Raw genomic sequence first — 26,713 nt, 5'->3', positions numbered from 1 at the left:
TTGTCTTACAAAGTGGGAGAGGGCAGATCACGCAGTACCGCCAGCACGGCAACCATCTCGCCCTGATAGCCGATGGTGACGCGAATGCTGTTATCAAGGCCCGGCTTGGTCGAGAAATCCCGCAAGATGATGCCGGCAGCCTTCATGGCGGCAAAGACGGCGGCGCCATCCACAAAGCGCACCAGCACGAAGTTGCCCTTGTCCTCGAATACTTCCTTCACGCAGGCAAGCGTTGTCAGCTCTGCCTTGAAGGCGGCTTTTTGCTTGTTGAGTTCGACCACTCGCTCGCGCATCAGCTCCAGCCCCATGGGGGAGAGTGCCTGCGCCGCGATCTGGGCGATGGGCTCGGGGATGGGATAGGGGGCGATCACCTTGGCCAGCATGGCGATCACCTCGGGGCTCGCCAGCGTAAAGCCGCAGCGGATCCCCGCCAGAGCAAAGGCTTTGGAGAGGGTGCGGGTCACCACCAGATTGGGGAAGCGGGCCAGCAGGTCCACCACGGAGGCCTCGGGGCAGAACTCGATATAGGCCTCGTCCACCACCACGATGGCGCGATCACGGGCTTTCTCCAGCAAAGCGATGAGGCCATCGCGACCCACCAGATCCCCGGTGGGGTTGTTGGGGGAGCAGAGAAACACCAGCTTCACGTCACTGAGGCGATCGGCGATGGCGGGCCAGTCAGGTTGGCGGCTGGCGGTCAGCGGCTGCTCAACAATCCCCACGCCACAGGTCTCGGCGCTGATGGCGTACATGCCGTAGGTGGGCGGGCAGATGAGGATCTGATCTTCACCCGCTTCGCAGAAGGTGCGGATCAAGAGCTCGATGGCCTCGTCGGCGCCGCGGCTCACCAGCACCTGATCGGGATTAACCCCGGCATAGGCGGCATAGTTGTTCACCACCTCGGCCGGTTGGCACTCGGGGTAGCGGTTGAGGCGGCTCCCCTCGATGGTGAAGGGATAGGCCTGCGGCGCTTCGTTGGCGTTGAGCCAGACGTGGCCCTTGCCGCCGATGCGGCGAGCGGATTGATAAGGGGTGAGGGCCCGCACCACGCGGCGCGCCAGATTGGCAATGCTCATGACAAATCCTTTTGCTGTGCTGTTGGTTGGGGCGCGGCGACCAGGGCGTTCAATCTCAGCGTCACGGCGTTCTTGTGGCCATCGAGCCCTTCGGCCTGAGCGATGCGCTCGACAATGGGGCCAAGGCCCTGAATACCGCGCTCACTCAGCTCCTGCACCGTGTAGCGGCGCTGATAATCGGCGAGACCAAGGCTGGAACAGGTGCGGGCATAGCCATAGGTAGGCAGAGTGTGGTTGGTGCCGCTGGCGTAATCGCCGACTGACTCGGGGGTCCATGCTCCCAGAAAGATGGAACCGGCGTTCTCGAGTTTATCCAGCAGATCACGCGGGGCTCGGGTCTGCACGATCAGGTGCTCCGGTGCGTAGGCGTTGGAGATGGCACACGCTTCTGCCAGATCGTCACAGAGGATCACCAGACTTGAGCCCAGCGCCTGGGCGGCGATATCGCGGCGGCTCAGTTTGGCCAGCTGGCTCTTGATCTCCCCTGCGATGGCATCGGCCAGCAGCGGTGAGGTGGTCACCAGCACCACCTGGCTGTCGGGGCCATGCTCGGCCTGGGAGAGCAGATCCGCCGCCACGAAGGCGGGGTTGGCGCTCTCGTCGGCAATCACCAGAACCTCGGAGGGGCCGGCTGGCATGTCGATGGCGGCGCCGCGCCAGTCGCGGGATACCTGCCCCTTGGCTTCGGTCACATAGGCGTTGCCCGGGCCGAAGATCTTGTCCACCTTGGGAATGCTCTCGGTGCCGTAAGCCATGGCGGCGATGGCCTGGGCGCCGCCGATGGCGAACACCTTCTCGACGCCGCAGGCGCGGGCGGCAAACAGGATCTCGTCGCTGGCGGGGGACGGGGTGCAGAGCACCACTTCACGGCAACCGGCGATAGCCGCCGGAATAGCCAGCATCATCACGGTGGAGGGGAGCGGCGCGCTGCCCCCCGGCACATAGAGGCCGACCCGACTGATGGGCTGGGTGCGCAGCTCGCATACCACACCTGGTTGGGTTTCTACCCGTACCACTGGCTGCACTTGCGCGGCGTGGAAGGTGCGAATGTTGGCAATGGCCGCTTCGATGGCATTTTTGATGTCGTCATCCAGCCGCGCGCAGGCGGCTTCAATCTCATCTTCACTAACGCGCAGCTGTTCACGGGGGGCGCGCTCGAAGCGCTGGCTCAGCTCGCGCAGGGCCTCATCGCCCCGGCTGCGTACCGCATCGATGATCTCCCGCACCACAGCGCCGATGTCGGCTTCGTCATTGAGGGCGGGGCGGGTCAGCACGTCGGCCTGCTGGGCAGGGGAGAGGGTCTTCCAGATCAGGGTCTGCATGATGTCCCTTCCTTATTCCATCATTTTTTCGATGGGCAGCACCAGAATGGAGCTGGCACCCAGAGCCTTGAGCTGCTCCATGGTCTCCCAGAACAAGGTCTCGCTGGAGACGACGTGCAGGGCCACCTGATTGGTGTCACCGGCCAGCTGCATGATGGTGGGGCGCTCGGCACCCGGCAGCAGATCGGTGATGGCATCGAGCTTGTCTTTGGGGGCGTGCAGCATGATGTACTTGCTCTCGCGGGCCTGTTGCATCCCCTGAATGCGGGGCAGCAATTTGTCGATGAGCTTCTGCTTGGCATCGGACAAGGGGTTGGGGGCCTGTACCAGTACCGCCTTGGAGCGGTAGATCACCTCTACTTCTTTCAGGCCATTGGCTTCTAGGGTCGCGCCGGTGGAGACCAGATCGCAGATGGCATCGGCGAGGCCCGCACGGGGTGCCACTTCCACCGAGCCGCCCAGCATCACGCTCTTGAAGCCAAGACCTTTTTCATCAAAGAAGCGCTTGAGCAGCCCGGGGTAGGAGGTGGCGATGCGCTTGCCCGCCAGACTTTGTGGCCCTGTGTAGGTCACATCTTCCGGCACCGCCAGCGAGAGGCGGCAGCCACCAAAGTCCAGTTGCTTGAGGGTTTTGACCTCGAAGGGTAGTCCCTGTGAGGCACGAATAAGCTGCACCTCTTCCAGCACGTTCTCGCCGATGATGCCAAGGTCGACCACCCCTTCCATCACCAGACCCGGGATATCGTCATCGCGCACCCGCAGGATATCGATGGGCATGTTCTCGACATGGGCGATAAGGCGCTGCTCGCGCAGGTTGATTTTCAGACCACAGCTCTTGAACAGGGCTTGGGAGTCCTGGCTCAGACGACCGGACTTTTGCATGGCGATACGCAGACGTTGTGTTTCCATTGCTCGATTTCCTTCTAGTCAAAAACGAAAAAACCCTCGGAAGTGGGTGCTTCCGAGGGTTTATGAATCTTGCGGTCCTTTTGGAAGTCACCAGTTAAGTGTCTTCCAGCAGTCAACCTCCTGAAAGACTAGTCGGGATGATGATGGTGGTGATGAGTCTTCAGGGTGGTGAACTTCATGTAATCAATCCTTTACAAAATAAGATGTCGTAATTGACGCCTGATTTAAACTACCTGCCTTGACAGAAAATGCAACCCGAAATTGTGATTTGATCGATTAAAGTTGAGAAAACGGTTTTCTGGTCGATAACTAGACAATAACCCCCGCAGGAGTTTGTATCATGCCCAGCCAGGACCTGTTGTTCCCCATTTTGCCCCGGGCACCTGCCGCGCCCGGTAGCGAAGAGATCAAGCGGGAAGTGAACCAGATCAGCAAGAAACATCAACTGCGCAAGACCGGCACTGACAACAGTGACTCCCAGCAGCGCCAGCAGGCTTATAACACGCCCGCCAAGCGTGATCAGCCAAAGGCGGAGGAGGACGATCACAAGCCGGATCCCGATCACCAGATCGATCTGTTCGTCTAGGCGCAGAATCAGTCCCGCTTTTGCCACACTTTTGGCATAATGGCCGCTTTTGCTGCGGGACGCCCTTTTGACCATCCAGACCCTGTTCAAGCCAGATGGCCCTCTGGCCAGCCATATCGACGGTTTCAAAGCCCGCGCTCCCCAACTGGAGATGGCCGAAGCGGTCGCGCGCGCCATCAAAAGTGGTGGCCGTCTGCTAGTGGAGGCGGGGACCGGTACCGGCAAGACCTACGCCTATCTGGTCCCTGCGCTGGAATCCGGCAAGCGGGTGGTGATCAGTACCGGCTCCAAGAACCTGCAGGAGCAGCTCTTCTATCGGGATCTCCCGACCATCACAGGGGCGCTCTCCTATACCCCGCCGGTGGCCTTGCTCAAGGGGCGCAGCAATTATCTCTGCATCGAGCGGATGAACCGGCTCTTGAGCGAATCCCATCTGCAAAAGCCAGAAGTGCTCAACGATCTGGTGAAGGTCAAATCCTGGTCCACTGCTACCGATAACGGCGATGTGGGGGATATTCCGGGATTGCAGGAGAACGCCGAGATCCTCGCCCACGTCACCAGCACCAACGACAACTGCCTCGGCCGCGACTGCCCCTATTACGACGACTGCCATCTGGTGGTAGCCCGTCGCCGCGCCATGGATGCCCAGGTGGTGGTGATCAATCATCACCTCTTCTTCGCCGATATGGCGGTGAAAGACACCGGATTTGGTGAGTTGGTGCCCGAAGCGCAAGTCTATGTCTTTGACGAGGCACACCAGCTGCCGGAGATCGCCACCAACTACTTCGGCAAGTCGGTAGGCAGCCGAACGATTCAGGATCTGGCGCAGGATATCCAGCTGGCCTATCGGGCCGAAGCCCACGACATGGCCCAGCTCGGCAAGGCGGCGGACCGGCTCGCTATCGCCAGTCAGGACTTGCGTCTTGCCTTCGGAGTGGATGGCGGTCGCGGCAATACCCGCGACATGCTGCGTCAGCCGCTCTGGGGTCAGGCCTTGGCTCGTCTCAACGATGCCATCGGGCTCTGCTACGAGGTGCTGAAACTGGCTCTCGGCCGTGGCGAGCAGCTGGATCATGCCTTCGAGCGCATCAGTGAACTGCGCACCCGCCTGGGTGAAGTGCTGGCGGTCAATCAGACCGGTTTCTCCTACTGGTACGACTGCTCACGGCTTCATTTCACCCTCAATCTGACCCCGCTCTCGGTGGCCGAGCGATTCAGTGCCGAGGTGCAAAGACCGGAAGTGGCCTGGGTCTTCACCTCCGCCACCCTGACGGTGGATATGCGTTTTGACCACTTCAAGGCCGAGCTGGGGCTGGCGGGCAGCGCCGAGCTGATCCTCGACAGTCCGTTCGACTATGGCGAGCAGGCGCGGCTCTGTGTGCCCCGTTATCTGCCGGAGCCCAACGCCTTTGGCCGTGGCGAGCTGCTGGCCAATCTGATGATCCCGCTCATCAACAAGACGCCGGGGGGCTGTTTCTTCCTCTGCACCAGCCATCAGGTAATGCGTCAGGTGGCCGAGGTGCTGCGCCGGGAGATTGGCCGCACCGTCTTGTTGCAGGGGGAGGATAACAAGCAACGGTTGCTCAAGGAGTTTGTCGAGAATGGCCGCGCCGTGCTGGTGGCGACCAGCAGCTTCTGGGAGGGGATCGACGTGCGAGGGGCGGCGTTGTCGTGTGTTATCATCGACAAATTGCCGTTTGCCAGCCCCGATGATCCGCTGCTCAAGGCACGGGTGGATGATTGCAAGCTCAAGGGGGGCGATCCCTTCGCCGAACTGCAGTTGCCCAAGGCAGTGATAGCGCTCAAGCAGGGGGTGGGGCGGCTTATTCGTGATCGCAGTGATCACGGCGTACTGGTCATCTGTGATCCACGAATGGTCAACAAACCCTACGGCGCCACCTTTATCAAGAGTCTGCCCGCCATCCCTCGCACCCGGGAGTTGGGAACGCTGGGGAGTTTTTTCGATCGCACTGAACGCGGTGAATAAGTGTGCCGCCAGATAACAGATTTGAACAACGGGTGAGCATATCTCGCTTGCCGGTTATGTAATTGACTGATTTTATAGAGATTGGAAAGCATGAATGAGTTGAAGATCCTGGCCGTAGATACCGCCACCGAAGCCTGCTCCGCCGCCTTGCTGGTGGGTGACAAGCTGTTCTCCCGCTGGGAGGAGGCGCCACGGGATCACACCCGAAAAATCCTGCCCATGGTTCAGGCTGTGTTAGAGGATGCCGGGATAAGTTTGAGTGACCTCGATGCCATCGCGTTCGGTCGCGGCCCGGGCTCCTTTACCGGGGTGCGGATCGGCATCAGTGTGGCGCAAGGTCTGGCGTTTGGTGCGGGTGTCCCGCTGATTGGCATCTCGACCCTCGCCGCCATGGCGCAAGGGGCCTATCGACTGGATGATGCCCAGCAGGTGCTGACCGCCATCGATGCGCGGATGAACGAGGTCTATTTCGGCCGCTATGAGCTAATTGATGGCCGCATGCAACTGGTGGGTGACGAGGTGGTGAGCGAGCCCGCGGCACTGGTTGAAGTCCGTGGCAAGCTGGCGGGCCCTGTGACCTGCGTCGGCACCGGTTTTGAAACCTATGGCGAGACCCTGAGTGGTCTGGCCGATGAGCTGGCGGTGAGTCAGGTGCGCTTCCCGGCGGCAGAAGATATGTTGCCGCTGGCCCGCGCCGCCTGGCTGGCGGGGGAGGCGGTGCCGGTGGAGCAGGCGACGCCGGTCTATTTGCGTGACAAGGTGACCTGGAAAAAACTGCCGGGTCGCGAATAAGGGCAGGAGCACTGACAGCATGTCGCTCTTGCCGCTCATCAGCTGCAATAAAAGCGGGTGGCCCCGACAGGCCACGCTGGCAACAGGAGAGTGACATGATGCGTAATACCAGAAGCGATATGATGAAACGCACTATGGTGGTCGGGGCGCTGGCCCTGCTGCTCGGGGCCTGCAGCTCGGTTCCCAAGGAGCTGGCCTATGAGCCTGAAAACCAGCTGGTGGCCTATCAGCCCGCCCTTGGCGGAATGGAGGGCAAGCCGGCGCGCTGGAGCGGCGTTATCTCGGCGGTGCACAACAAGGCGGATCAGAGCGTTATTGAAGTGGTCTATCTGCCGCTCAAGTCCAACGGTGTGCCGGAGCAGACCGAGCAGAGCCCGGGCCGTTTTCTGGCTATCATGAAGGGTTTTGTCGATCCGACCCTCTACGCCAAGGGGCGCAGTCTGACGGTGCTTGGTACCATAGGCCAACCGGTTGATAGCCAGATTGGCGAGCACAAGTACCGCTTCTCGGTGCTCAATGTGACGGGCAGCAAGCTGTGGCCGCCAGTCAAGGAGGTGGAGGTGCGCTATATGGACCCCTACTTCTATGACCCCTTCTATGATCCCTTCTGGCCGAGACGGCCGCTGCGTCGTTAAGGCTTGCCATGATCAAGAGCATCAAAAGCACTCTGCACGAACGTCTGCTCACCTTGGCAGATGGTCGGCAGGTGGCCCTGCTTGAGAATCAACTCGCGGATCAGGCTCAGCAGGGCAAACCCCTGCTGATCGCCCTGCATGGCTGGCTCGACAACAGTGCCAGCTTCTTGCCGCTGGCGCCGCATCTGGGGGATTTTCACCTCATCTGTGTCGATCTGCCGGGGCACGGTCACTCCGATCACAAAGCCACCCCCTATGTCTTTGTCGACTGGCTGGACGATCTCTACCAGATCGTGCAGGCGGCGGGCTGGTCGCGTTTCACTCTGCTCGGCCACTCCCTCGGGGCGCTGATCGCCTCCGCCTATGCCGGGGTGTTCCCCGAACAGGTGGAGCGGTTGATCATGCTGGAGGGGCTGGGGCCGCTGAGCCAGCCCGATGAGGAGGTACCTGCCCAGCTGCGACGTGCGATTTTAAACCGTAGTCGCACCCGGGAGCGCAGTGCCAACGGCTTTGCCTCCATCGATGAGGCTGTCGCCGCCCGTTGCAAAGTGGCGGATATCACGCCGCAGGCGGCGCGTCTTATCTGTGAACGGCAGCTTGAAGAGCGGGCAGGGCGCTGGCACTGGCGCAGCGACCCCCGTTTGCGAGATCTTTCACCTCTGAGAATGAGCGAAGGACAAGCTCGGGCACTGATTGCGGCTATCCGCTGTCCTGTGCTGTTGATTCAGGGGGAGCAGGGCTTTGCTGCACTTGAAGCCCAATGGCAGGCCCGTCAGGATGCCTTCCAGCAGATCGAGCGGGTCATATTGGGTGGAAACCACCATTTTTATATGGAAAATTCGGTTGATACGGCCGTTTGTATCGTAAAGTTTTGTCAAGTTCGGTAGAATCGCCAGCTTTCAATAATTCCAGGTTTGTTTTCTCCCTCACATTTTTCTGTTGTTAATTTGCTGTTAATTGATGTTGCGCTGTGTAAATATGTGCGGCATTAGAGTATCAGCTTAAAACAACCGATTAAAATGGATGTGAACCGGGACGGAGGCAACACAGTGAGCGCACAGGTGCTAGTTATGCAGGAGAAGTTTGTGGAAAAAGTCTGGCTGAAACGTTATCCGGAAGGGGTCCCCGCCGAGATCAATCCAGACCAATACAGCTCCCTGGTCGAGATGTTCGAATCCTCGGTGACCCAGTTTGCCGATCAGCCCGCCTTCGTCAACATGGGCCAAACCATCACCTACCGCCGACTGGAAGAGCAGTCCCGCGCCTTTGCTGCCTACCTGCAAAACGAGCTGAAGCTGGAGAAAGGGGATCGGGTTGCGGTGATGATGCCTAACCTGCTCCAATACCCCATCGCCGTGTTCGGCATCCTGCGCGCCGGCATGATAGTGGTCAACGTCAACCCGCTCTATACCCCGCGCGAGCTGGAGCATCAGCTCAAAGATTCCGGTGCCAAGGCCATCGTCATCGTCTCCAACTTCGCCCATACCCTGGAAAAAGTGGTCTACGACACCCCGATCAAGCACGTTATCCTGACCCGGATGGGTGACAATCTGGGGCTGGCCAAGGGCACCCTGGTCAACTTCGTGGTCAAGTACGTCAAGAAGCTGGTGCCGAAATACAATCTGCCCCACGCCACCACCATGCGTCAGGCCCTCTCCAAGGGGCGTTTCCTGCAGTACATCAAGCCGGAGATCACCAACGACGATCTCGCCTTCCTGCAGTACACCGGTGGCACCACCGGCCTCTCCAAAGGGGCCATGCTGACCCATCGAAACATGATTGCCAACGTCGAGCAGTGCCTCGGCGTCTACGGCCCCATGCTGGAGCGTGGCAAGGAGTTCGTGGTCACCGCGCTGCCGCTCTATCACGTCTTCGCCCTGACCGTGAACTGCCTGCTCTTTATGCGTATCGGCGGTTACAACCTGCTGATCAGCAACCCGCGCGACATCCCGGGCTTTGTCAAAGAGATCAAGAAGTACCCCTTCACCTGCATTACCGGGGTCAACACCCTGTTCAATGCGCTGGTCAACAACGAAGAGTTTCAGGGGATCGCCTTTGACAAGCTCAAGCTGACCATCGGTGGCGGCATGGCGGTGCAGCGCGCGGTCGCGGAGAAGTGGAAGACGCTGACCGATACCCCGTTGCTGGAAGGCTATGGCCTGACCGAGTGTTCGCCACTGGTGAGTGTCTGCCCCTACGATCTGACCGATTACAACGGTTCCATCGGTCTGCCGGTCTGCTCTACCGAGATCCGGCTGGTGGATGACAACGGTCAGGTGATCCATGCCCTCGGCACCCCGGGCGAAATGCAGGTGCGCGGCCCGCAGGTGATGGTGGGCTACTGGCAGCGCCCCGAGGCGACCGCCGAAGTGATGCAGGATGGCTGGCTCTGTACCGGTGATATCGCCGTGTGCGACGAGCAGGGCTTCTTCAAGATCGTTGACCGCAAGAAGGACATGATCCTGGTCTCCGGTTTCAACGTCTATCCGAACGAGATCGAAGATGTCGTTGCCCTGCACCCGAAAGTGCTGGAAGTGGCCGCTGTCGGTGTGCCGCACAAGGTTTCCGGCGAGTTGGTGAAGATCTTTGTGGTCAAGAAAGATGCAAAATTGCAGGAGGACGAGATTATTGCCCACTGCCGCAAACATCTGACTGCCTATAAGGTGCCGAAACTGGTAGAATTTCGTGACGAACTTCCCAAGACCAATGTGGGCAAGATCCTGCGGCGCGTACTGCGCGACGAGGAGATTGCCAAGCAATAACCGGACTGCGGCTGCAGAATCTTCTGCAAACCAGCACCGTCGTTATGCAAAACCGTGGGTCATCCCACGGTTTTTTCTTTTTGGCCCTGATCAACCGCGCAGGCACAGATGCACTATCAACTTATCACTCAGCAAGACGAACTTGAGCAGTATCTCGCTTCTCTGGCCGACGTTCCCCTGGCTATCGATACTGAATTCGTTCGCACCCGTACCTACTACCCCCAGCTTGGCCTGTTCCAGATCTATGACGGCGAGCATCTGGCGCTGCTGGATCCGCTCACCCTGGATCTCTCCGCCCTCTGGCAGCGACTGGGCCGGGAAGGGCAGATCGCCATCCTGCACGCCTCTGGCGAAGATCTGGAGCTTATCCAGCATCAGGCGGGCCACCTGCCCAACCAGATGCACGATACCCAGCTGGCTACCGCCTTTCTCGGTTACGGCGTTTCGGTCGGCTTTGGTGCGCTGGTGAATGAATTCCTCGGGGTCGAGCTGGAAAAAGATCAGGCGCGCACCGACTGGCTGGCCCGCCCGCTTACACCGCGTCAGCTCGAATACGCGGCAGCGGATGTCTTCTACCTGATGCCGCTCTACGAGAAAGTGATGGCCAAACTGCGGGAAAGCGGCAAGTTTGCCTGGTTCGAGCAGGAGTGCCAGAACCACTCCGCCCGCAAGACCCAGGGTAGCGATCCCCGTCAGGCATATCTTGACATCGTCAACGCCTGGCAACTGGGGCGCCGCGAGCTCGCCATTCTGCGCGAGCTGGCCGCCTGGCGCCAGCAAGAGGCGGTGCGCCGCGATCTGGCCCTTAACTTTGTGGTGAAAGAGCTGCACCTGTTCAAGGTGGCAGAGCGTCGTCCTGCCTCCCTGCGGGATCTCAACGAGCTCGGCCTCTCGCCCATCGAGATCAAGATCCACGGCAAGCGGATGCTCGATATTGTCGCCAAGGCGCAGCAAAGCGATCCTGACAGCTGGCCCGAGCCCATTCGTCGGCTGGTCGACTTCCCCCAGTACAAGGCCGAGCTCAAGCGCATCAAGGCCATGGTGGAAGAGAAGGCCAAGGCGAGCAATATTCCGCCCGAGCTGATTGCCAGCAAGAAGATCATTCACCAGTACTTCACCTGGAGCTGGCGGATGAACGACGAAGAGCGGGCCCGCAGCGACAAGCCGATGCTGCTGCAAGGGTGGCGTCATGAGCTGGTCGGTCACCTGCTGGCACAATAAGCCACCAGATGGTTGTACCGATAAATCAATCCTCACCCTCGGGTGGGGATTTTTATTTTCAGGGGGAATTTATGATTTAAAATGTCAGAATCTCTTGCGGTCGCTTATCAAATAATTGTGGCTCAAGAACAAGAGATCGAAATAAACGAACTTATTTTTCGTGACTGTGTTGGCAATAAAAAGCTATATATTATTAATTGTCTTGTTGAACTTGATAGTGAAAATTCTTACAAGATAGATAGAGGTAAGTCCGCTACCAATAAGACTGCAAACATGCAGATAGGGTGATGCTTCAATAATTCCATTTCGCATGGCAGATGGGCATACTATAAAAATAGTCAACAAGAAGCACATGGGGATATTGATTGTATGCTGTCTATTTATTGCATTTCTATCATCTGGCCATATGAAAAAACCATATCTATATGCCATAACTAAAAAAATGGTGATCAACAATAGGTAGTATATAACTTGAGGCAGTACATAGGTTAGTAAGCTGCTGTAACTGACCTGAATGGGGACAAACTCAGCTCTATATATTATTTCAAATGCAATATTAACGAGTAGTATTATTATCCCATGAATGATTGTTGGGCGTTTGTAATCTCTGATTCTATATCTGGCTCGTGATTTCTTCAGGAAAAAAATAAATAACAATATGGCAATAGCTAAAGCAAGATACATTTTTGTTCCCAAGTTTGGATGGTCGAGCCAAATCATGGTGAATTATAAAGACTCGCTTGTACCTATAGCAATGAGGACTTCAGAAAAAAAGGCAGCGACTAACACCGCTGCCTTTTTTGATCACCAGATAGGCTGGGTCAGGTAGGGGTTGCTTGCCTTCTCGCGGCCGAAGGTGGAGCTGGGGCCGTGGCCCGGGATAAAGACGATCTCGTCACCCAGCGGCAGCAGGGTCTCGGTGATCGACTTGATAAGCGTGCCGTGATCGCCACGGGGGAAGTCGGTGCGGCCTATGCTGCCGGCAAACAGCACATCGCCAACCCAGGCGAGTTTTTCGGCCTGACTCAGCAGCACGATATGGCCCGGGGTGTGGCCGGGGCAGAAGTAGACCTCCAGTTCGCACTGGCCAAGCTGCACCTTGTCACCCTGCTCAAGCCAGCGATCCGGCGTGAAGGCGGAGGTATGGGCGAAGCCGAACATCTGGCTCTGCTGGGGTAGCATGTCGAGCCAGAAGGCGTCCTCCTTGTGGGGACCGGTAATGGCGACGCCGGTTTTTTCACGCAGCTCGGCGGCAGCACCGACGTGATCCAGATGACCGTGGGTCAGCAGGATGTGGGTCAGGGTCAGGCCGCGTTTGGCGATGGCCGCCAGCAGTTTGTCCGCTTCGCCGCCCGGATCGATCAGGGCGGCCTGATGGGTTTCGTCACACCAGATGAGGGAGCAGTTCTGAGCGAACTGGGTGACCGGGATCACCTCGAATTTCAACATAGAGTTCCTCTCTTGGGATGGGTCAGCCGCGCAGCGCGCTGGCATGCTGCTCGGCGAAATAGTCGAGACAGGCCTGTTTATCACCGCGAAACACGATGCGCTCCTGCTTGTTGCCAAGCTGATAGAGATACATGGGGTCGTAGTAGCGGGTCAGCAGCAACGTGATCCAGGCCAGATGCAGCGCGGTATCACCGCTCTTTTCCTGCTCGGTCAGGGCGGTCTGCATCAGGGCATCCAGCTCGCGGTGGGCCAGATCGCCAAGACGGCGCTTGAGGCGGGCCAGCGCATCGGTGAGGTAGGCGGCAAACAGTGGCCAACCGGCTTCCTGGCCATACATGGCTTGATAGCGCAGCCAGAGATCGTGCACGTAATCTTCGCGGATCTGCTCGGCCCGATCGATTTGCGGAACATCTACCACCACCAGCGGTGCCTGACTCATGGCCTCATGGAGGGAGAGGGGCAGGCAGCAGCGGCCGATCAGGCGACTCTCATCTTCGACCACGAAGGCATGCTCGCCCTGATGGCGGCGCTTGAGCAGTTCGATGGCCATGTTGTTTTCAAAGTTGATGTTGCTGGGCTGGCCGCCGGGCAGCTGACCAAACGACGAGCCCCTGTGATGGGCGTGTCCTTCCAGATCGAGCGCCTGGGCCACATGGTCCAGCATATGGGTCTTGCCGGAGCCGGTCATGCCGGTCAGCACACTCCAGTGACACTCTGCAGAGGCCTTGTCCTGGGTGTCGATCAGGAAGCGGCGCAGCTCCTTGTAGCCACCGGCGACGCGGGGGCGAGTCACCCCGGCATCAGCCAGCCACTGTTGTACGGTTTGCGAGCGTAGGCCGCCGCGAAAGCAGTAGAGCAGGGCATCGGGCTGCTGGCGCAACTGCGCCAGCCAGCCTTCGAGTCGTTCGGCACGCACTGCTCCCCCCACCAGCTTGTGTCCAAGCTCAATGGCGGCGGCCTGACCCTGCTTCTTGAAGCAGGTCCCCACCTGGGCGCGCTCATCGTCTGTCATCAAGGGCAGGTTGGTCGAGCAGGGGAAGGCCCCCTCCTTGAACTCGATGGGGGCGCGCACATCAATCAACGGCACATCGCCTAAAAAAATCTGGGCGTAGTCCGTGGCCAGTGGCAATTCACTCATTGGACAATCTCGATAAAGCGGGAGCCCTCAAGGGGCTTGATCTGACCGATGGGCGAGAGTTCTAGGCCAGCTTCTTGCGCGATGGCGAGCAGCTCGGCTTCGCTCTCTTTACCCACGGCGACCAGCAGGCCGCCGCTGGTTTGCGGGTCGCACATGATGTTGCGGGTGCGATCGTCCATGGCATCCAGCTTGTGGCCGTAGGAGTCGTGGTTGCGCAGGGTACCGCCCGGAACGCAGCCCTCACTCAGGTAGTAATCCACCTCATCCAGCAGTGGCAGTGCCTTGAAGTCAAGGCGGGCGCTGACATTGGATCCTTCGCACATCTCCAGCAGATGGCCCGCCAGACCAAAACCGGTCACGTCGGTCATGGCGTGGACACCCGGCAGCTCGGCAAAGCGTTGGCCGATCTTGTTGAGGGTGCACATGGCGTTGGGGGCCAGTTGCTCGTGTTCCGGCTTCAGCTTGCCCTTCTTCTGGGCGGTAGTGAGGATACCGATACCAAGAGGCTTGGTCAGATAGAGGGTGTCACCCACCTTGGCGGTATCGTTCTGCTTGATGGCGTCCAGGGGCACGATACCGGTGACCGCGAGGCCGAAGATGGGCTCGGGGGCATCGATACTGTGACCACCGGCTAGCGAAATGCCCGCTTCGTGGCACACCTGACGGCCGCCGTCGATCACCTGCTGGGCCACTTCCGGCGCCAGGGTATTGATGGGCCAGCCGAGGATGGCGATGGCAACGATAGGCTTGCCGCCCATGGCGTAGATATCGCTGATGGCGTTGGTGGCGGCGATGCGGCCAAAGGTGAAGGGGTCATCGACGATGGGCATGAAGAAGTCGGTGGTGGAGACAATGCCCTGACCGTTGCCGATATCGACCACGGCCGCGTCATCCTTGCTGCTGTTGCCAACGATCAGGGTCGGGTCGTTGAAGCCCGGGATCTGGCTCTTGAGAATGGTGTCGAGTACCTTGGGAGAAATTTTGCAGCCGCAGCCAGCGCCGTGGCTGTATTGGGTCAGACGAATGGAAGACATACTTACCCCTTTTATTTGCAAACAGAGCAGAGGCTCTGTGGAGCCGTCTTGGTCAATGGGCGGCCTTGTAGTGAGGAAGACAAGAAGCCGCAAATATGGGTGGCCTCGGTGCCAACAGGGGCAGCGATGACTGGCAGTTATGAAAGACCGCCAGGCCGGACGGGGAAGAAATGGGCGACAAGGTACGCCAGCGCAGCCCCGCCAAGGGCCACAGGACGGGGCATTATGCCACATTTGCCCCTTGGGGTTCGAACAGGAATTCACATAAACAGCAGGGAATTGCCCGCACTTGCCTGTCATCGGTCTGGATCCGGCGCTGGCTGATTGATTGCAGTACAGATGCAGCAAAAAGAACGCCAAAGAGACCAAAAGCACGCAACCGCCGATCTACAACAGGAGAGCTTAGTGTCCACCACATTTTTGGTTAACCACCCCATCACCACGGCGCAGTTTGCGGCGTTGTTGGCGCAGACCTCGCTGGGGGCGAGACGGCCGCTGGACCATCCGGACACCCTGCAGGGCATGCTGGATAACGCCAATTTGCTGATCACCGCTTGGCAGGGCGAGACCCTGGTCGGGGTGGCTCGCTCGGTGACCGATTTTCATTTTTGTTGCTACCTCTCGGATCTGGCGGTAGCTGAGTCAGTGCAGGGGCAGGGGATTGGCAAAGCCCTTATTCGCGAGACGTTTTTACAATTGCAGCCCGGCTGCAAGCTGATCCTGCTGGCCGCGCCGCAGGCGGTGGCGTACTACCCCAAGCTCGGATTTAGCCAGCACCCGAGTGCCTGGGTAATGAGCAGTCTGGATGAACTGGTACTGGATGAGTTGGCATAAGCCCGTCAACTCATCCAGACAGGGTGAGATTAGCTTATCCGGCTTGCTCCAGCACCGGCTGGCGAGCCTTGCCGAGCCGGCGCAGGCGCCGTTGCAGTGGCCGCTCCAGCAGGTTGTAGCTCAACGCCGAGAGTCCGATCAGCACCACCAGCATCAGCAAGGTTGCCACTACCCCCAGCAGCGGGTTGGTCTGGCCATACCACCATTCGGTGCTCCCCGGCGCCAGATAGTGGATCAGCTCGCAGCCAGTGAGCAGCACCAGCGCATGGAGCAGGTAGATGGAGTAGGAGAGATCTCCCAGCCAGTTGGTGAAGCGGTTATCCAAAAGGCGCAGCAGCGGACTCCGGCGCTCCCCCTGAGCGGCGGCAATCCAGATCAGCAGCACGTAGGAGGCGATCAGCAGCAGTGTCAGCTGCGGCGTCATGGTGAACTGCATCAGCGCGAAGGGCAGCGCAAAGGCTACCAGCAGCGGCAGATCATGCTTCATCATGGGCAAGCCTTGCGCGGCCTTGACCCTTGGCAGCAGCCAGAGGCCGAGCACAAATTCACTCACCCCGCGTCCCACCGCCAGCGCCCCGCTGGTGACATCCAGGGTGCCGCGACTGTGTACGATAAAGGCCAGCACCGTCAGCGCCAGCAGGGGGGCGAGATGGCTCCAGCGACTGCGGGTCACCGCCAGCGGGATAAGCAGCGGGAACAATAGGTAGCTGATCCACTCCACGCTGAGCGACCAGGCGGCGAAGTTCCAGGTCAGCCCGTGATCGGTCATCACCTGCAGCAGCAGGAAGGCGCTCGGCAGCGCCTCGGCCGGGGTGAAGGGGGAGCCGAAGGGGGGCATCCCTTCCCACTCCCACATCTTGAACAAGGGGCCGGCGTAGAAGCCCACCCCGTGCTGCGCCTTGTAAAGCTCCCAGCCGACCAGCAGCAGCAGGGTCACCAGATAGAGGGGGTAGACACGGGTCAGCCGCAGCCAGAGAAAACGGCCATAGCTCACGGTGCGGGGCGTGCGGGTGAAGGCCTCGCCATAGACATGGGCCAGCACCACGCCGCTCAAAATAAAGAACAGGTCGACCCAGAGGTAGCCATTCTCGATGAGCTGGGTGTGGCCTGCGATCGACTCCATCAACTGGGGAAAGAGCAGCAAGCGGGCATGGAACAGCACCACCATCAGGGCAGCGATGCCCCGCAGCGGCGTTAACAGCGGCAATGATTGATTCATAACGGGATCCTTTGTGATGTTCAGCTTGGCCTGACATCGGTTTTTGTTGTTGTACCGTCCATCACTCCTGATGGGACGGTTGCCCCGGCTTGGCTGCCGCAGGCGGGATCACACTACGGAAAAGAGAGTCATACGGGTGTGATTTAAATCATAAATGTGCAGTTATTGTGCAAAGAAATTTAAACAGATAAAGACGTGGGACGCAGGCAGGGAAAGAGGAGGAGAGAGAACACCCATAAAGCAGAGAGGGTGGTCAACGGGGCGAGCGTCAGGCTTAGGCCTATAGGACGCGATGTAAAACAATCAGGCCCGCAAGGGGCCTGATTGATCACAAGGGGAGGGTGGTTGCCGATCAGCGGGCGCGTACCACCAGACCCTTGAGGTAGAAGCCTTCCGGATAGGCGGTACCGATGGGGTGATCAGACGCCTGGGAGAGCAGCTCCAGGATCTGGGCATCGCGACCGGCATCGAGCGCTGCATCGGCAACGATCTTCTGGAACAGGCTCTGCTCCATCAGGCCGGAGCAGGAGTAGGTCAAGAGCACGCCACCCGGTGCCAGCAGCTGGAACGCCAGCATGTTGATGTCCTTGTAGCCACGGCAGGCACCCAGCAGCTGCGCCTTGCTCTCGGCAAATTTAGGCGGATCCAGCACGATGACGTCGAACTTCTCGCCCTTTTCGCGGTATTCACGCAGCAGCTTGAACACGTCGTGACGGACAAACTGGGTATTGCTGGTATCCAGCCCGTTCAGCTCGGCGTTCTGGCGGGCGATATCCAGCGCATTCTGGGAGAGATCGACGTTGACCACTTCCTTGGCGCCGCCCTTTAGGGCATAGACGCCAAATCCACCGGTGTAGCAGAAGCAGTTGAGCACCCGCTTGCCTTCGGTGTACTTGGCGGCAGCCTGACGGTTGTCACGTTGATCCAGATAGAAGCCGGTTTTGTGGCCGTTGCGAATGTCTACCAGGATCTTGACGCCGCCATTTTCCTCAATGACCACCGGCTCGTTCGGGGTCTCGCCATAGATAACGCCGGTGCGCTCTTTCAGCCCTTCCTTCTTGCGCACTGCCACATCGGAGCGCTCATAGATGCTGCACTCGGGGTAGAGGGTACGCAGTGCCTGCGTTATCAGCTCGCGCTGGAACTCGGCACCGGCAGAGAGAATTTGGCACACCAGAAAATCGGCATAACGGTCGATGGTCAGACCCGGCAGGCCGTCGGATTCGGCGGCGCAGAGGCGATAGCCGGTGAGGCCCTGACGCTTGATCAGCGGATCGCGAGACTCCTGCGCATATTTGAGACGACGGATAAAGAAGTCGAGATCGACGGTCTCATCCTTGTCGAAGGTCCAGACCCGGGCACGGATCTGGGAGCTGCCTGACCAGGCGCCACGGGCGAGCCACTTGCCATCGTTGGCATAGATCTCGACGGTATCGCCGTCAATGGGGTTGCCCTGAACCCGCTCAATCCCCTTGGAGAAGATCCAGGGGTGGCGACGCAGCAGGGATTTTTCGCGGCCTTTGACGAGATAGATGGAAGCGCTCATGGATGTTTGCCGATGGTAGAAAGAAAAGGGGCCACATTCTATGTGCAATAGGGCGGCTAAGCCAGCCTTTGCTGGTATATGGCGGAGTGACGAAATGTACGTCTGGACAACGACCGAGTGTTGCATATGCAGGATTTGCAGAATCTCAATGTTGGCGTTTCACGCTGCTTATATTATATGCCACAGTTGGTTATGCTTGTTTTGCGTTCAACACTGGTTGTCATGTGCGCAAAATGTAGTCAATAAAGCGTTTTAACCTTACTTTATAGTGATTTTCGCTAAAGAGTCATTTGATGATGTCGATAGTGGGGAAGACCATTTTGAATCTTTCCTGTATCGAGCTGTCCATGTCCCTCTCCATCGCTACCAATATTTCTGCCGTTAATGCTTCTCGCCATCTTGGTCAATCATCCAACACGCTGGATTCGGTATATCGACGACTCTCATCCGGCTTGCGCATCAACAGTGCCACCGATGATGCAGCCGGCTTGCAGATCAGTAATCGCCTCACCAGTGAAGTGAACGGGGTCAACACCGCTATTCGCAACGCCAACGATGGGATCTCGGTGATCAACGTGGCTGATGGTGCGCTTGATGAGTCGATGAACCTGATGCAGCGGATGCGCACCTTGGCGCTGCAGTCGGGAAGCGGTGCCAATACGGCAGAGGATCGTGTTGCTCTTAATGCCGAATTCAAGCAATTGCAGTTGGAGATGGACCGGATTGCCACAGGCACCCGGTTTGCCGGGCAGGATCTGCTGGCGGGGAGTTACAAAGGCATCTTCTCGGTCGGTGCCTATGCAGGGCAGAATACCGTCATTACCGATCTCAATGCCCAGACCAAAAATCTGGGGGAGATGGAGTGGCAAGCGCGCAGTCCGGCAGGTAGCAAACCGGGGGCATATGAGATTGCAGATCTCAAGCTGTCATCTCAGCCGGTCACCCTCAATGGCGTGACCTTTGACAAGGACTATTCCACACTGGAAGCGTTCGTGGCAGATATCAACGGGACTACTTTCCCCAATAATCAGGGGCCGGTAAAAGCGCAACAACTGCCATTTTCAGTCGCCTCCGCAGTCGATTTATCCGCATTACCCTCCTATATCGATGTGGCGGGCCACTCTGTGGATTTGACCACGGGCATTGATATGACCGGATGGGATCCGGTCAATCCTACGCCCGAAAACGGCGATCTGATGAGGGAGGTGGTTCGGCGTATCAACAATACTGCGCAATCGGCAGGACTGGGTTTTTATGTGAGTGCCTCCAACAACAGCAATCCCGCCAACAATGAACTGACCATACATAGCTCTCAGGGAAACAGCCTTGCACTGGCCAATGGCACAACCCCTCCTGCGCAACCCGCACCACCGGCGCCTCCGGTGATCAGCAATTCCTCTCTAACCTCTCTGTTGCCCGACGTCACACCGACGACATATATCGGTCAGATGGAGCTTCGTTCATCAGGCGACAAGTATTCCAATATTGACATGCAGGGATCGAGTTTGAATGCGCTTGGTTTTTATCAAGAGGACAAGAGGAAATACACCGTTGATAACATTGATGTCCTGAGTGACGACAACGCCAGCAGGGCCATCAAAACCCTGGATGTGGGTATGAAACAGCTGGGTGTTCAGCGTTCTCGGCTCGGGGCCCAAGCCAACGCGCTGGATTCAAGGGTACGCAATCTGGCTAATGCCAATGAGAACCTCAGCGCTGCCCGCTCAAGGATCCAGGATGCCGACATGGCGGTAGAATCGGCGCGTTTGGTCAGCACTCAAATCTTGCAGCAGGCGAGCTCTTCGATTTTGAGTCAGGCAAACAGTCGCCCCAATGCGGCCCTGAGTTTGCTGCAATCCTGAGCGGTGCTGCCAGCCAGCATAGTAATTGGTCGCCATCCATTAGCACCATCAATAAAGAGAAGAGGCCACCCAGCGGGTGGCCTCTTCTCACATTGCCGCTTTTTACCGGACTTATTGTGGCAAGCGTCAGAGAGTGATCCCCTTGAGTGCCTGGGTCAGCTCGCTGGCGGTGGCTTTCAGTCCCTGAGTACCGGCTACCGAGGCGCTGGCAGACTCTTCCACCTGCGCCGCTTCATGGCGTACCTGATCGAGATTGTGGGTGATCTCGGCGGCCACCGAGCTCTGCTCCTCGCTGGAAGTGGCGATCTGGGTGCTCATCTCCAGCACCGCATCGCTGTGGTTGCTCAGTTTTTCGATATCCAGCCCCACCTCGCTGATGAGCTGCTGGCTACTAGCCGCGCGGCCCACGGTTTTTTCCATGATGTCGTTCAGCGCCCCGGTACCGGTTTGCAGCTCTTCGATCATCTGCTGGATCTCCACCGTCGCCTGCTGGGTGCGGCTGGCGAGGGTGCGCACCTCGTCCGCTACCACCGCAAAGCCGCGACCCTGCTCACCGGCGCGGGCCGCTTCGATGGCGGCGTTGAGGGCCAGCAGGTTGGTCTGCTGGGAGATGGCGTTGATGACGCTTACCACCTCGTTGATGCGGTTGGCATTGTGGGTCAGGCGCTCTACCGCACCGGAGGCATTGCCAATCTCGTCGGCCAGGGTGCGGATCGCCTCTATGGTACGGGCCACCCGGTTGGCGCCATTGGCCGCCTCTTCGCTCGATTGACGGGTCTGCTGCAGGGTGTCGTTGGCATTGCGCGCCACTTCGCGAATGGCGGCTGACATCTGTTCCATGGCGGTGGCCAGCGAATCCATGTGCTGGCGCTGGGCGCGCGCCATGTTTTCGCCTTCACTGGCGTGGTCGCGAAACTCGTCGGCGGCCATGGTCAGCGCCTCGGCAGACTCTTCGACCAGCTTGACGATCTGATGCTGGCGGTCGGTAAAGCGGTCGATGCTGCCCGCCAGGGTAGAGAACTCGTCGCGTACCGGGAAGAAGTTGAGGCGGAAGGTGAGATCACCGTCGGCCACGGTTTGCAGCGCCTTGTTGGTGGAGTAAAGGGCGCCGGAGACAAATGTCATCATGTAGTGGATCACCAGTGCCATCAGGGCCGCCAGCGCGCCAATCATGGTGAGCGTGGTGCCCTGATCATCCCACATTGAGGAGGTGCTGGTGTCGAGCTCGCCGGTCACATAGCCAGCCTGACCCGCTGGTGCGGTGAAGCGGTAGCGATCGCCCTGCTGTTCGAGCCCGCTCACCCCTTGTGGCTGGATGCGCAGATCGGCTGGCAGAGTGAGCGTTGGCTGCTGGCTGACCAGTTGCGCCGTGGTCTCGACCCGTTGCTGCAACTGCGCTACCCGCAGGGAGATCTCCTGCTGATGGCTGGCCGCCAGCATATACCAGCTGAGAAAGGCGATGATGAAGAGAGGTAACCAGAACGCGATATGGAATTTTTCACTGATGGTGAGGTGAATGAGATAGCGGTCAACCCACCGGAATTTAACTTCTTTCATAATGGAGCTGCATCCTGCAGAGATAGAGTGTCGGGCACATTATCGTCTCGGGAATTTTTTTCTTAAGCGGAAGGTGTGAGAAATGGGAGAGCAATCGTTTGTCATTCGGGTGTGGGGGCAGGTGCAGGGGGTGGGATTTCGCTATTTCACCCGCGAGCGGGCGCTGCAACTGGGTTTGCGGGGCCATGCCTACAACCTGGAGGATGGCTCGGTGGAGATCCTCATCAGCGGCCCCGCACAGGGGGTGCAGATGATGCTGGGTTGGCTGGAACATGGCCCGCGCACCGCCCGGGTGACCCGGATGGAGTATGAAGAGGCGCTGCCGCCCACCGGCCAGGGCTTTCACACCAACTGAAGGGGCGGGGACGAGATGGACGCTGACAAGGAAAGTCTGTTGCTGACTCAGGCAACAAGCTGGGTCGCCCGTTATCAGGAGGCGGCGCGAGCGGTGCGCGAAGAGGCCAGCGAACCGGCCGTGCATGGCTACCGTATCGCGGCGCGCCGCTTGCTGGCGCTGCTCGCCCTGTGGCGGCCACTCACCTATCATCCCGAGCTGGAGCAGCGTCTGCTGCGCTCGGTCGGGCGGCTCTCAGCGCTGCGGGATGCGCAGGTCTACGCCGAGCGTTTTGGCAAGCCGCCTGCCAGCACTGGTAATACCCACAAATCGGCCTGTCGCGTGCCCCTGTTGTCTAGGCGACTGGCCCGCTGGCTTGCAGCGGTGGCGCAGGTGCCGGATGCGCGGGCATTGGCATCGCTCTATCAGCAGCATCTGGCCCTGCGCCTTGATGAGGCGCAGAGCGCTCTCGATGAACCTATTCCCTGCGTTGGGAAATCTGCCAGCTCCCGTCAGCAACAGTTGCGCCGCTGGCATCGGCTGCGCCTCGAGATCAAGCAGGCCCGTTATGGCGTGGAACTGTTGCTGGATCTGGGGAGTGGAGATCCCGGCTGGTTGAGCACTTTGACTCACTGGCAGGAGCGACTCGGCCAGTTGCAGGATTGGCGTCAATGGCGGCGGAGGTTGCGAGCAGAGCAGGGGAACACCTGCAAGCAGATGAAACTGCGGCAGAAGTTGAAGGGGAAGATCACCACCCGATTGCGTCAACTGGACTGCCAGCAGGCGGAGCTGGTGGCGCTCAAACTGGCGATGCAGGCAGGCCACAACATGGATGACATGGCAAGTCGGGTGGTCAGGTATTCAGAACAAAATGTATCGCCCAAGAATCCCGGTGGTGGATAGCCCCGAGACCGTAATCTGCGGACGTCATCCGCGACCAGCATCTACAAAAACTATCCAGGCCAAACAGGTGAGACAAAAAAAGAGAGGCCGTTTGGCCTCTCTTCTCTATCTGGCTGTGGTCGCAGTCAGCGATACGCTTACTTGACGCGCATGCCCGGCTGGGCGCCTTCCTGCGGCTCCAGGATCCAGAGATCCTTGCCGCCCGGGCCTGCGGCCAGCACCATGCCTTCGGACATGCCGAAACGCATCTTGCGCGGGGCCAGGTTGGCCACCATCACGGTCAGCTTGCCTTCCAGATCTTCCGGGTTGTAGGCGGACTTGATACCGGCAAACACCTGACGGGTCTCGCCGCCGATATCCAGTTGCAGCTTGAGCAGCTTCTCGGCTTCCGGTACCGCTTCGGCCTTCTTGATCAGCGCTACGCGCAGGTCAATCTTGGCGAAGTCGTCATAGGTGATGGTTTCGCTGATGGGGTCATCAGCCAGCGGGCCGCTCACTTTCGGTGCCTGCTCCTTGGCCAGGTCTTCCTTGGATGCCTCGATCATGGCTTCAATCTTCGCAGGCTCGATGCGGGAGAAGAGGGCCTTGAACGGTGCAACGGTATGATCGACCAGCGGCATTTCGATGCTATCCCAGCTGAGGGTTTCGGCCAGGAAGGCTTCGGCACGCTCGGCCAGCAGCGGCATGACGGGCTTGAGGTAGGCCATCAGCACGCGGAACAGGTTGATGCCGACAGAGCAAACCGCTTGCAGCTCGGCATCTGCCCCTTCCTGCTTGGCGATGACCCAGGGAGCCTTGTCGTCCACATAGCGGTTGGCCTTGTCGGCCAGCGCCATGATTTCGCGGATGGCGCGGCTGAACTCGCGGCTCTCATAAGCCTCGGCAATAGCGGTACGGGCGTTGGCAAACTCGGCGTAGAGCTCGGGTTCGGCGCAGGTTGCCGCCAGCTTGCCGCCAAAACGCTTGGCAATAAAGCCGGCGTTGCGGGAGGCGAGGTTAACCAGCTTGTTGACCACGTCAGCGTTGACCCGCTGCACGAAATCTTCGAGGTTCAGGTCCAGATCGTCGATGCGGCTGTTGAGCTTGGCGGCGTAGTAGTAACGCAGGCACTCCGGATCCAGGTGGTTCAGGTAGGTGGATGCCTTGATAAAGGTGCCCTTGGACTTGGACATCTTGGCGCCGTTGACGGTCACATAACCGTGCACGTTGACCTTGGTCGGCTTGCGGAAGTTTGCACCTTCCAGCATGGACGGCCAGAACAGGCAGTGGAAGTAGGCGATGTCCTTGCCGATGAAGTGGTAGAGCTCGGCGTCGGAGTCCGCTTTCCAGTAGCAGTCAAAGTCGATGTCGCCACGCTTGTTGCACAGGTTCTTGAAAGAAGCCATGTAACCGATGGGCGCATCCAGCCAGACGTAGAAGTACTTGCCCGGGGCGCCGGGAATTTCGAAACCGAAGTAGGGGGCGTCACGGGTGATGTCCCACTGCTGCAGGCCGCTTTCGAACCACTCCTGCATCTTGTTGGCCATCTCTTCCTGAATGGCGCCGGAGCCACGTACCCACTCTGAGAGCCATTTTTCAAACTGCGGCAAATCGAAGAAGAAGTGCTCGGAGTCCTTCATTACCGGAGTTGCGCCGGAGACGGCAGATTTCGGATCGATAAGCTCAGTCGGGCTGTAGGTGGCGCCGCAGCTGTCACAGTTGTCGCCATACTGCTCCGGAGATTTGCACTTGGGGCAGGTCCCCTTGACGAAACGGTCCGGCAGGAACATGGATTTTTCCGGATCGAACAGCTGGGAGATGGTGCGGCTCTTGATAAAACCACCATTTTTCAGGCGGCCGTAGATCAACTCCGCCAGCTCGCGGTTTTCGTCGCTGTGGGTGGAGTGATAGTTGTCAAAGCTGATGTTGAACCCGGCGAAATCGGCCTGGTGCTCCTTGGAGACAGCGGCGATCATCTCTTCCGGGGTGATCCCCATCTGCTGTGCCTTGAGCATGATCGGGGTGCCGTGGGCATCATCGGCACAGATAAAGTGCACCTGATGACCGCGCATTCGCTGATAACGAACCCAGATATCGGCCTGGATATGTTCCAGCATGTGGCCAAGGTGAATGGAGCCATTGGCATAGGGGAGGGCGCAGGTTACCAGCATTTTACGAGGATCAGTTGCCATATTACGTTCTTGATGTGCTTGTTGGGATGATAGAGTGCCGTGCATGTTACCCGAATTGGGGGTAGCCTGCCTAGGGTTGTGGCTGTGCCAACCTTGGCTGCACCTGCTGTTACGATGGCAGGCAAGCCACTGATTTGTGTGCGGTAACCGTTCACCTCAAGATAATGACAAGATAATGAGGAGTTAATGGTGATTGATTCAGTAAAACAGATCCTCGCCGAATTTAAGCCAGCAGGCTGGCACAAGGATCTGGTGGATGCCGGATTCGTTCGCGAGATCATCAATCAGGGTCAGGGGCTAACTATCCGGCTGGTATTGCCGTTTGCAGGTCTCTCGCTGCTCGATCAGCTCAAAGAGAACTACGATGCCAGACTGCGCAGTGCCACCGGTGCCGCCCGTATCGACTGGGCTCTGGAGATTGACGTCGCCAGCATGCCGAGGGCGCAGGGCCTCAATGCCGTGCAGGGCATTCGCAACATCATCGTGGTCGCCTCCGGCAAGGGGGGGGTGGGCAAATCCACCACCGCGGTCAACCTGGCGCTTGCGCTGCAAAAAGAGGGCGCGCGGGTCGCTATTCTCGATGCCGATATCTATGGCCCCTCCATTCCCACCATGATGGGCACCCTCAAGGAGCGTCCCGTCAGCCATGATGGCAAGCTGATGGAGCCGGTGATGGCCTGTGGCCTCAAGAGCAACAGCATCGGCTATCTGGTCTCCGAGCAGGATGCCACCATCTGGCGCGGCCCGATGGCGAGCAAGGCGTTGGCGCAGATCCTCCATGAGACCCGCTGGGGCGAGGTGGATTATCTGGTGGTGGACATGCCGCCGGGTACCGGCGATATCCAGCTCACCATGGCACAGCAGGTGCCGACTTCGGCGGCAGTGATCGTCACCACCCCGCAAGATGTGGCGCTGGCCGATGCCCGCAAGGGGATCGCTATGTTCAACAAGGTCAATGTGCCGGTGCTTGGCATCATCGAGAACATGAGCTACCACGTCTGCAGCGCCTGTGGTCATCATGAGCCGCTGTTTGGTACCGGTGGCGGCCAGAAGATGGCAGAGCAGTATCAAGTGGCACTGCTTGGTCAATTACCGCTGCACATTGATATCCGCCAACACATGGATGATGGCTGTCCGACGGTGTTCGGTGCACCGGAAGGAAGCTTGGCTCAGGCTTATTTGAAGCTGGCGCGCAGGGTAGGGGCTGAACTCTTTTTCAGCGCAAAACCGATTGCGACCCCTCTCTATGCCATGGCGCTGGATGAATAATCGGCGGTCGGTCACTTGAAAGGGAATTGAGGGTGGGCATGACCCACCCTTTTTTATATAATGGATCGGTTTAAACCATCCCCACTGCTCTTCTCTTTTAGGTATTT

General features: G+C 58.8%; 22 protein-coding genes and 1 other annotated feature. Of the genes, 12 read left to right on the top strand and 10 right to left on the bottom strand.

The window, feature by feature from the left end; all coding sequences use genetic code 11:
- Positions 1-5 precede the first annotated feature (5 nt).
- From hisC to hisG, 3 genes are read right to left on the bottom strand one after another with little or no spacing between them, the layout of a single operon-like run.
- A complete protein-coding gene (hisC, locus tag G5171_RS02460) occupies positions 6-1,076 on the bottom strand; it encodes a histidinol-phosphate transaminase (protein ID WP_421259772.1) in 1,071 nt (356 codons plus the stop codon).
- The gene (gene hisD / locus G5171_RS02455; RefSeq protein ID WP_421259771.1) at positions 1,073-2,398 is read right to left on the bottom strand and encodes a histidinol dehydrogenase; all 1,326 of its coding nucleotides are present in this window, start codon (positions 2,396-2,398) and stop codon (positions 1,073-1,075) included. Before hisD ends, hisC begins: the two co-directional genes overlap by 4 nt.
- Positions 2,399-2,410: 12 nt before the next feature.
- On the bottom strand, positions 2,411-3,307 hold the full coding sequence (gene hisG, locus G5171_RS02450) for an ATP phosphoribosyltransferase (protein WP_005352174.1): 897 nt from the start codon (positions 3,305-3,307) through the stop codon (positions 2,411-2,413).
- A 28-nt stretch (positions 3,308-3,335) separates the two neighbouring features.
- Positions 3,336-3,460: a sequence feature (His leader region), on the bottom strand.
- A gap of 187 nt (positions 3,461-3,647) precedes the next feature.
- Here hisG and G5171_RS02445 point away from each other — a divergent pair.
- The 7 genes from G5171_RS02445 to rnd all read left to right on the top strand — a co-directional run bounded on the left by G5171_RS02445 (position 3,648) and on the right by rnd (position 11,290).
- On the top strand, positions 3,648-3,893 hold the full coding sequence (locus G5171_RS02445) for a hypothetical protein (protein ID WP_139408228.1): 246 nt from the start codon (positions 3,648-3,650) through the stop codon (positions 3,891-3,893).
- A 67-nt stretch (positions 3,894-3,960) separates the two neighbouring features.
- On the top strand, positions 3,961-5,880 hold the full coding sequence (locus G5171_RS02440) for an ATP-dependent DNA helicase (RefSeq protein WP_421259770.1): 1,920 nt from the start codon (positions 3,961-3,963) through the stop codon (positions 5,878-5,880).
- 90 nt (positions 5,881-5,970) lie between these two features.
- Complete coding sequence (gene tsaB / locus G5171_RS02435; protein ID WP_421259769.1) at positions 5,971-6,672, top strand: tRNA (adenosine(37)-N6)-threonylcarbamoyltransferase complex dimerization subunit type 1 TsaB; 702 nt, start codon at positions 5,971-5,973, stop codon at positions 6,670-6,672.
- 119 nt (positions 6,673-6,791) lie between these two features.
- On the top strand, positions 6,792-7,307 hold the full coding sequence (locus tag G5171_RS02430; protein ID WP_019446435.1) for a Slp family lipoprotein: 516 nt from the start codon (positions 6,792-6,794) through the stop codon (positions 7,305-7,307).
- An 8-nt stretch (positions 7,308-7,315) separates the two neighbouring features.
- Positions 7,316-8,194, top strand: a complete 879-nt coding sequence (locus G5171_RS02425; RefSeq protein WP_421259768.1) for an alpha/beta fold hydrolase — start codon at positions 7,316-7,318, stop codon at positions 8,192-8,194.
- A gap of 198 nt (positions 8,195-8,392) precedes the next feature.
- Complete coding sequence (gene fadD, locus G5171_RS02420; RefSeq protein ID WP_085942148.1) at positions 8,393-10,069, top strand: long-chain-fatty-acid--CoA ligase FadD; 1,677 nt, start codon at positions 8,393-8,395, stop codon at positions 10,067-10,069.
- 108 nt (positions 10,070-10,177) lie between these two features.
- Complete coding sequence (gene rnd, locus G5171_RS02415) at positions 10,178-11,290, top strand: ribonuclease D (RefSeq protein WP_058059758.1); 1,113 nt, start codon at positions 10,178-10,180, stop codon at positions 11,288-11,290.
- Between the two features lie 804 nt (positions 11,291-12,094).
- Here rnd and G5171_RS02410 read toward each other — a convergent pair.
- From G5171_RS02410 to selD, 3 genes are read right to left on the bottom strand one after another with little or no spacing between them, the layout of a single operon-like run.
- A complete protein-coding gene (locus tag G5171_RS02410; RefSeq protein WP_139408220.1) occupies positions 12,095-12,739 on the bottom strand; it encodes an MBL fold metallo-hydrolase in 645 nt (214 codons plus the stop codon).
- Positions 12,740-12,761: 22 nt separating this feature from the next.
- On the bottom strand, positions 12,762-13,877 hold the full coding sequence (gene mnmH / locus G5171_RS02405; RefSeq protein ID WP_421250079.1) for a tRNA 2-selenouridine(34) synthase MnmH: 1,116 nt from the start codon (positions 13,875-13,877) through the stop codon (positions 12,762-12,764).
- Positions 13,874-14,911, bottom strand: a complete 1,038-nt coding sequence (selD, locus tag G5171_RS02400) for a selenide, water dikinase SelD (protein WP_270904894.1) — start codon at positions 14,909-14,911, stop codon at positions 13,874-13,876. Before selD ends, mnmH begins: the two co-directional genes overlap by 4 nt.
- A gap of 405 nt (positions 14,912-15,316) precedes the next feature.
- On the opposite strand from selD, the gene G5171_RS02395 reads away from it, so the two are divergent.
- Positions 15,317-15,745 carry a GNAT family N-acetyltransferase gene (locus tag G5171_RS02395; protein WP_335865713.1) on the top strand — a complete coding sequence of 143 codons (429 nt, stop codon included), beginning with the start codon at positions 15,317-15,319 and terminating at the stop codon, positions 15,743-15,745.
- 34 nt (positions 15,746-15,779) lie between these two features.
- Here the strand turns inward: G5171_RS02395 and G5171_RS02390 are convergent, their stop codons facing one another.
- Positions 15,780-16,964 carry an acyltransferase family protein gene (locus G5171_RS02390; protein WP_421259767.1) on the bottom strand — a complete coding sequence of 395 codons (1,185 nt, stop codon included), beginning with the start codon at positions 16,962-16,964 and terminating at the stop codon, positions 15,780-15,782.
- Between the two features lie 352 nt (positions 16,965-17,316).
- Positions 17,317-18,510, bottom strand: a complete 1,194-nt coding sequence (locus tag G5171_RS02385) for a class I SAM-dependent methyltransferase (protein ID WP_005336736.1) — start codon at positions 18,508-18,510, stop codon at positions 17,317-17,319.
- A 293-nt stretch (positions 18,511-18,803) separates the two neighbouring features.
- Between G5171_RS02385 and G5171_RS02380 the strand changes: the two genes are divergently transcribed.
- Positions 18,804-20,372 carry a flagellin gene (locus G5171_RS02380; protein ID WP_421259766.1) on the top strand — a complete coding sequence of 523 codons (1,569 nt, stop codon included), beginning with the start codon at positions 18,804-18,806 and terminating at the stop codon, positions 20,370-20,372.
- A gap of 126 nt (positions 20,373-20,498) precedes the next feature.
- Here G5171_RS02380 and G5171_RS02375 read toward each other — a convergent pair whose 3' ends face one another.
- On the bottom strand, positions 20,499-21,929 hold the full coding sequence (locus tag G5171_RS02375; protein WP_421259765.1) for a methyl-accepting chemotaxis protein: 1,431 nt from the start codon (positions 21,927-21,929) through the stop codon (positions 20,499-20,501).
- 82 nt (positions 21,930-22,011) lie between these two features.
- On the opposite strand from G5171_RS02375, the gene G5171_RS02370 reads away from it, so the two are divergent.
- Both G5171_RS02370 and G5171_RS02365 read left to right on the top strand, forming a co-directional pair.
- Positions 22,012-22,284: an acylphosphatase gene (locus tag G5171_RS02370; RefSeq protein WP_005345583.1), complete on the top strand. Its 273-nt coding sequence runs from the start codon at positions 22,012-22,014 to the stop codon at positions 22,282-22,284.
- A gap of 15 nt (positions 22,285-22,299) precedes the next feature.
- On the top strand, positions 22,300-23,166 hold the full coding sequence (locus tag G5171_RS02365) for a CHAD domain-containing protein (RefSeq protein ID WP_421259764.1): 867 nt from the start codon (positions 22,300-22,302) through the stop codon (positions 23,164-23,166).
- Positions 23,167-23,303: 137 nt separating this feature from the next.
- Here G5171_RS02365 and metG read toward each other — a convergent pair whose 3' ends face one another.
- Positions 23,304-25,337 (bottom strand): methionine--tRNA ligase, encoded by a 2,034-nt coding sequence (gene metG / locus G5171_RS02360; RefSeq protein ID WP_421259763.1) that lies wholly within the window; start codon positions 25,335-25,337, stop codon positions 23,304-23,306.
- Positions 25,338-25,523: 186 nt separating this feature from the next.
- Between metG and apbC the strand changes: the two genes are divergently transcribed.
- Positions 25,524-26,606 carry an iron-sulfur cluster carrier protein ApbC gene (gene apbC / locus G5171_RS02355; protein ID WP_005345574.1) on the top strand — a complete coding sequence of 361 codons (1,083 nt, stop codon included), beginning with the start codon at positions 25,524-25,526 and terminating at the stop codon, positions 26,604-26,606.
- The last annotated feature ends 107 nt before the right edge of the window (positions 26,607-26,713 follow it).

It is taken from the genome of Aeromonas sp. 600774 (assembly GCF_049175075.1).
GTDB lineage: Bacteria > Pseudomonadota > Gammaproteobacteria > Enterobacterales > Aeromonadaceae > Aeromonas > Aeromonas veronii_A.
The sequence above is the reverse complement of the archived record's forward strand: the minus strand, read 5'-3'. Positions and strand labels throughout refer to the sequence as shown.

Excerpts from the sequence above, each read along its gene's own strand:
- G5171_RS02385 (WP_005336736.1), bottom strand. The coding sequence starts at position 18,510 with ATGAGCGCTTCCATCTATCTCGTCAAAGGCCGCGAAAAATCCCTGCTG.
- hisD (WP_421259771.1), bottom strand. The coding sequence starts at position 2,398 with ATGCAGACCCTGATCTGGAAGACCCTCTCCCCTGCCCAGCAGGCCGAC.
- G5171_RS02375 (WP_421259765.1), bottom strand. The coding sequence starts at position 21,929 with ATGAAAGAAGTTAAATTCCGGTGGGTTGACCGCTATCTCATTCACCTC.
- tsaB (WP_421259769.1), top strand. The coding sequence starts at position 5,971 with ATGAATGAGTTGAAGATCCTGGCCGTAGATACCGCCACCGAAGCCTGC.
- selD (WP_270904894.1), bottom strand. The coding sequence starts at position 14,911 with ATGTCTTCCATTCGTCTGACCCAATACAGCCACGGCGCTGGCTGCGGC.
- G5171_RS02410 (WP_139408220.1), bottom strand. The coding sequence starts at position 12,739 with ATGTTGAAATTCGAGGTGATCCCGGTCACCCAGTTCGCTCAGAACTGC.
- G5171_RS02430 (WP_019446435.1), top strand. The coding sequence starts at position 6,792 with ATGATGAAACGCACTATGGTGGTCGGGGCGCTGGCCCTGCTGCTCGGG.
- apbC (WP_005345574.1), top strand. The coding sequence starts at position 25,524 with ATGGTGATTGATTCAGTAAAACAGATCCTCGCCGAATTTAAGCCAGCA.
- rnd (WP_058059758.1), top strand. The coding sequence starts at position 10,178 with ATGCACTATCAACTTATCACTCAGCAAGACGAACTTGAGCAGTATCTC.
- hisC (WP_421259772.1), bottom strand. The coding sequence starts at position 1,076 with ATGAGCATTGCCAATCTGGCGCGCCGCGTGGTGCGGGCCCTCACCCCT.
- G5171_RS02370 (WP_005345583.1), top strand. The coding sequence starts at position 22,012 with ATGGGAGAGCAATCGTTTGTCATTCGGGTGTGGGGGCAGGTGCAGGGG.
- hisG (WP_005352174.1), bottom strand. The coding sequence starts at position 3,307 with ATGGAAACACAACGTCTGCGTATCGCCATGCAAAAGTCCGGTCGTCTG.
- G5171_RS02390 (WP_421259767.1), bottom strand. The coding sequence starts at position 16,964 with ATGAATCAATCATTGCCGCTGTTAACGCCGCTGCGGGGCATCGCTGCC.
- metG (WP_421259763.1), bottom strand. The coding sequence starts at position 25,337 with ATGGCAACTGATCCTCGTAAAATGCTGGTAACCTGCGCCCTCCCCTAT.
- G5171_RS02365 (WP_421259764.1), top strand. The coding sequence starts at position 22,300 with ATGGACGCTGACAAGGAAAGTCTGTTGCTGACTCAGGCAACAAGCTGG.
- mnmH (WP_421250079.1), bottom strand. The coding sequence starts at position 13,877 with ATGAGTGAATTGCCACTGGCCACGGACTACGCCCAGATTTTTTTAGGC.
- G5171_RS02445 (WP_139408228.1), top strand. The coding sequence starts at position 3,648 with ATGCCCAGCCAGGACCTGTTGTTCCCCATTTTGCCCCGGGCACCTGCC.
- G5171_RS02425 (WP_421259768.1), top strand. The coding sequence starts at position 7,316 with ATGATCAAGAGCATCAAAAGCACTCTGCACGAACGTCTGCTCACCTTG.
- G5171_RS02380 (WP_421259766.1), top strand. The coding sequence starts at position 18,804 with ATGATGTCGATAGTGGGGAAGACCATTTTGAATCTTTCCTGTATCGAG.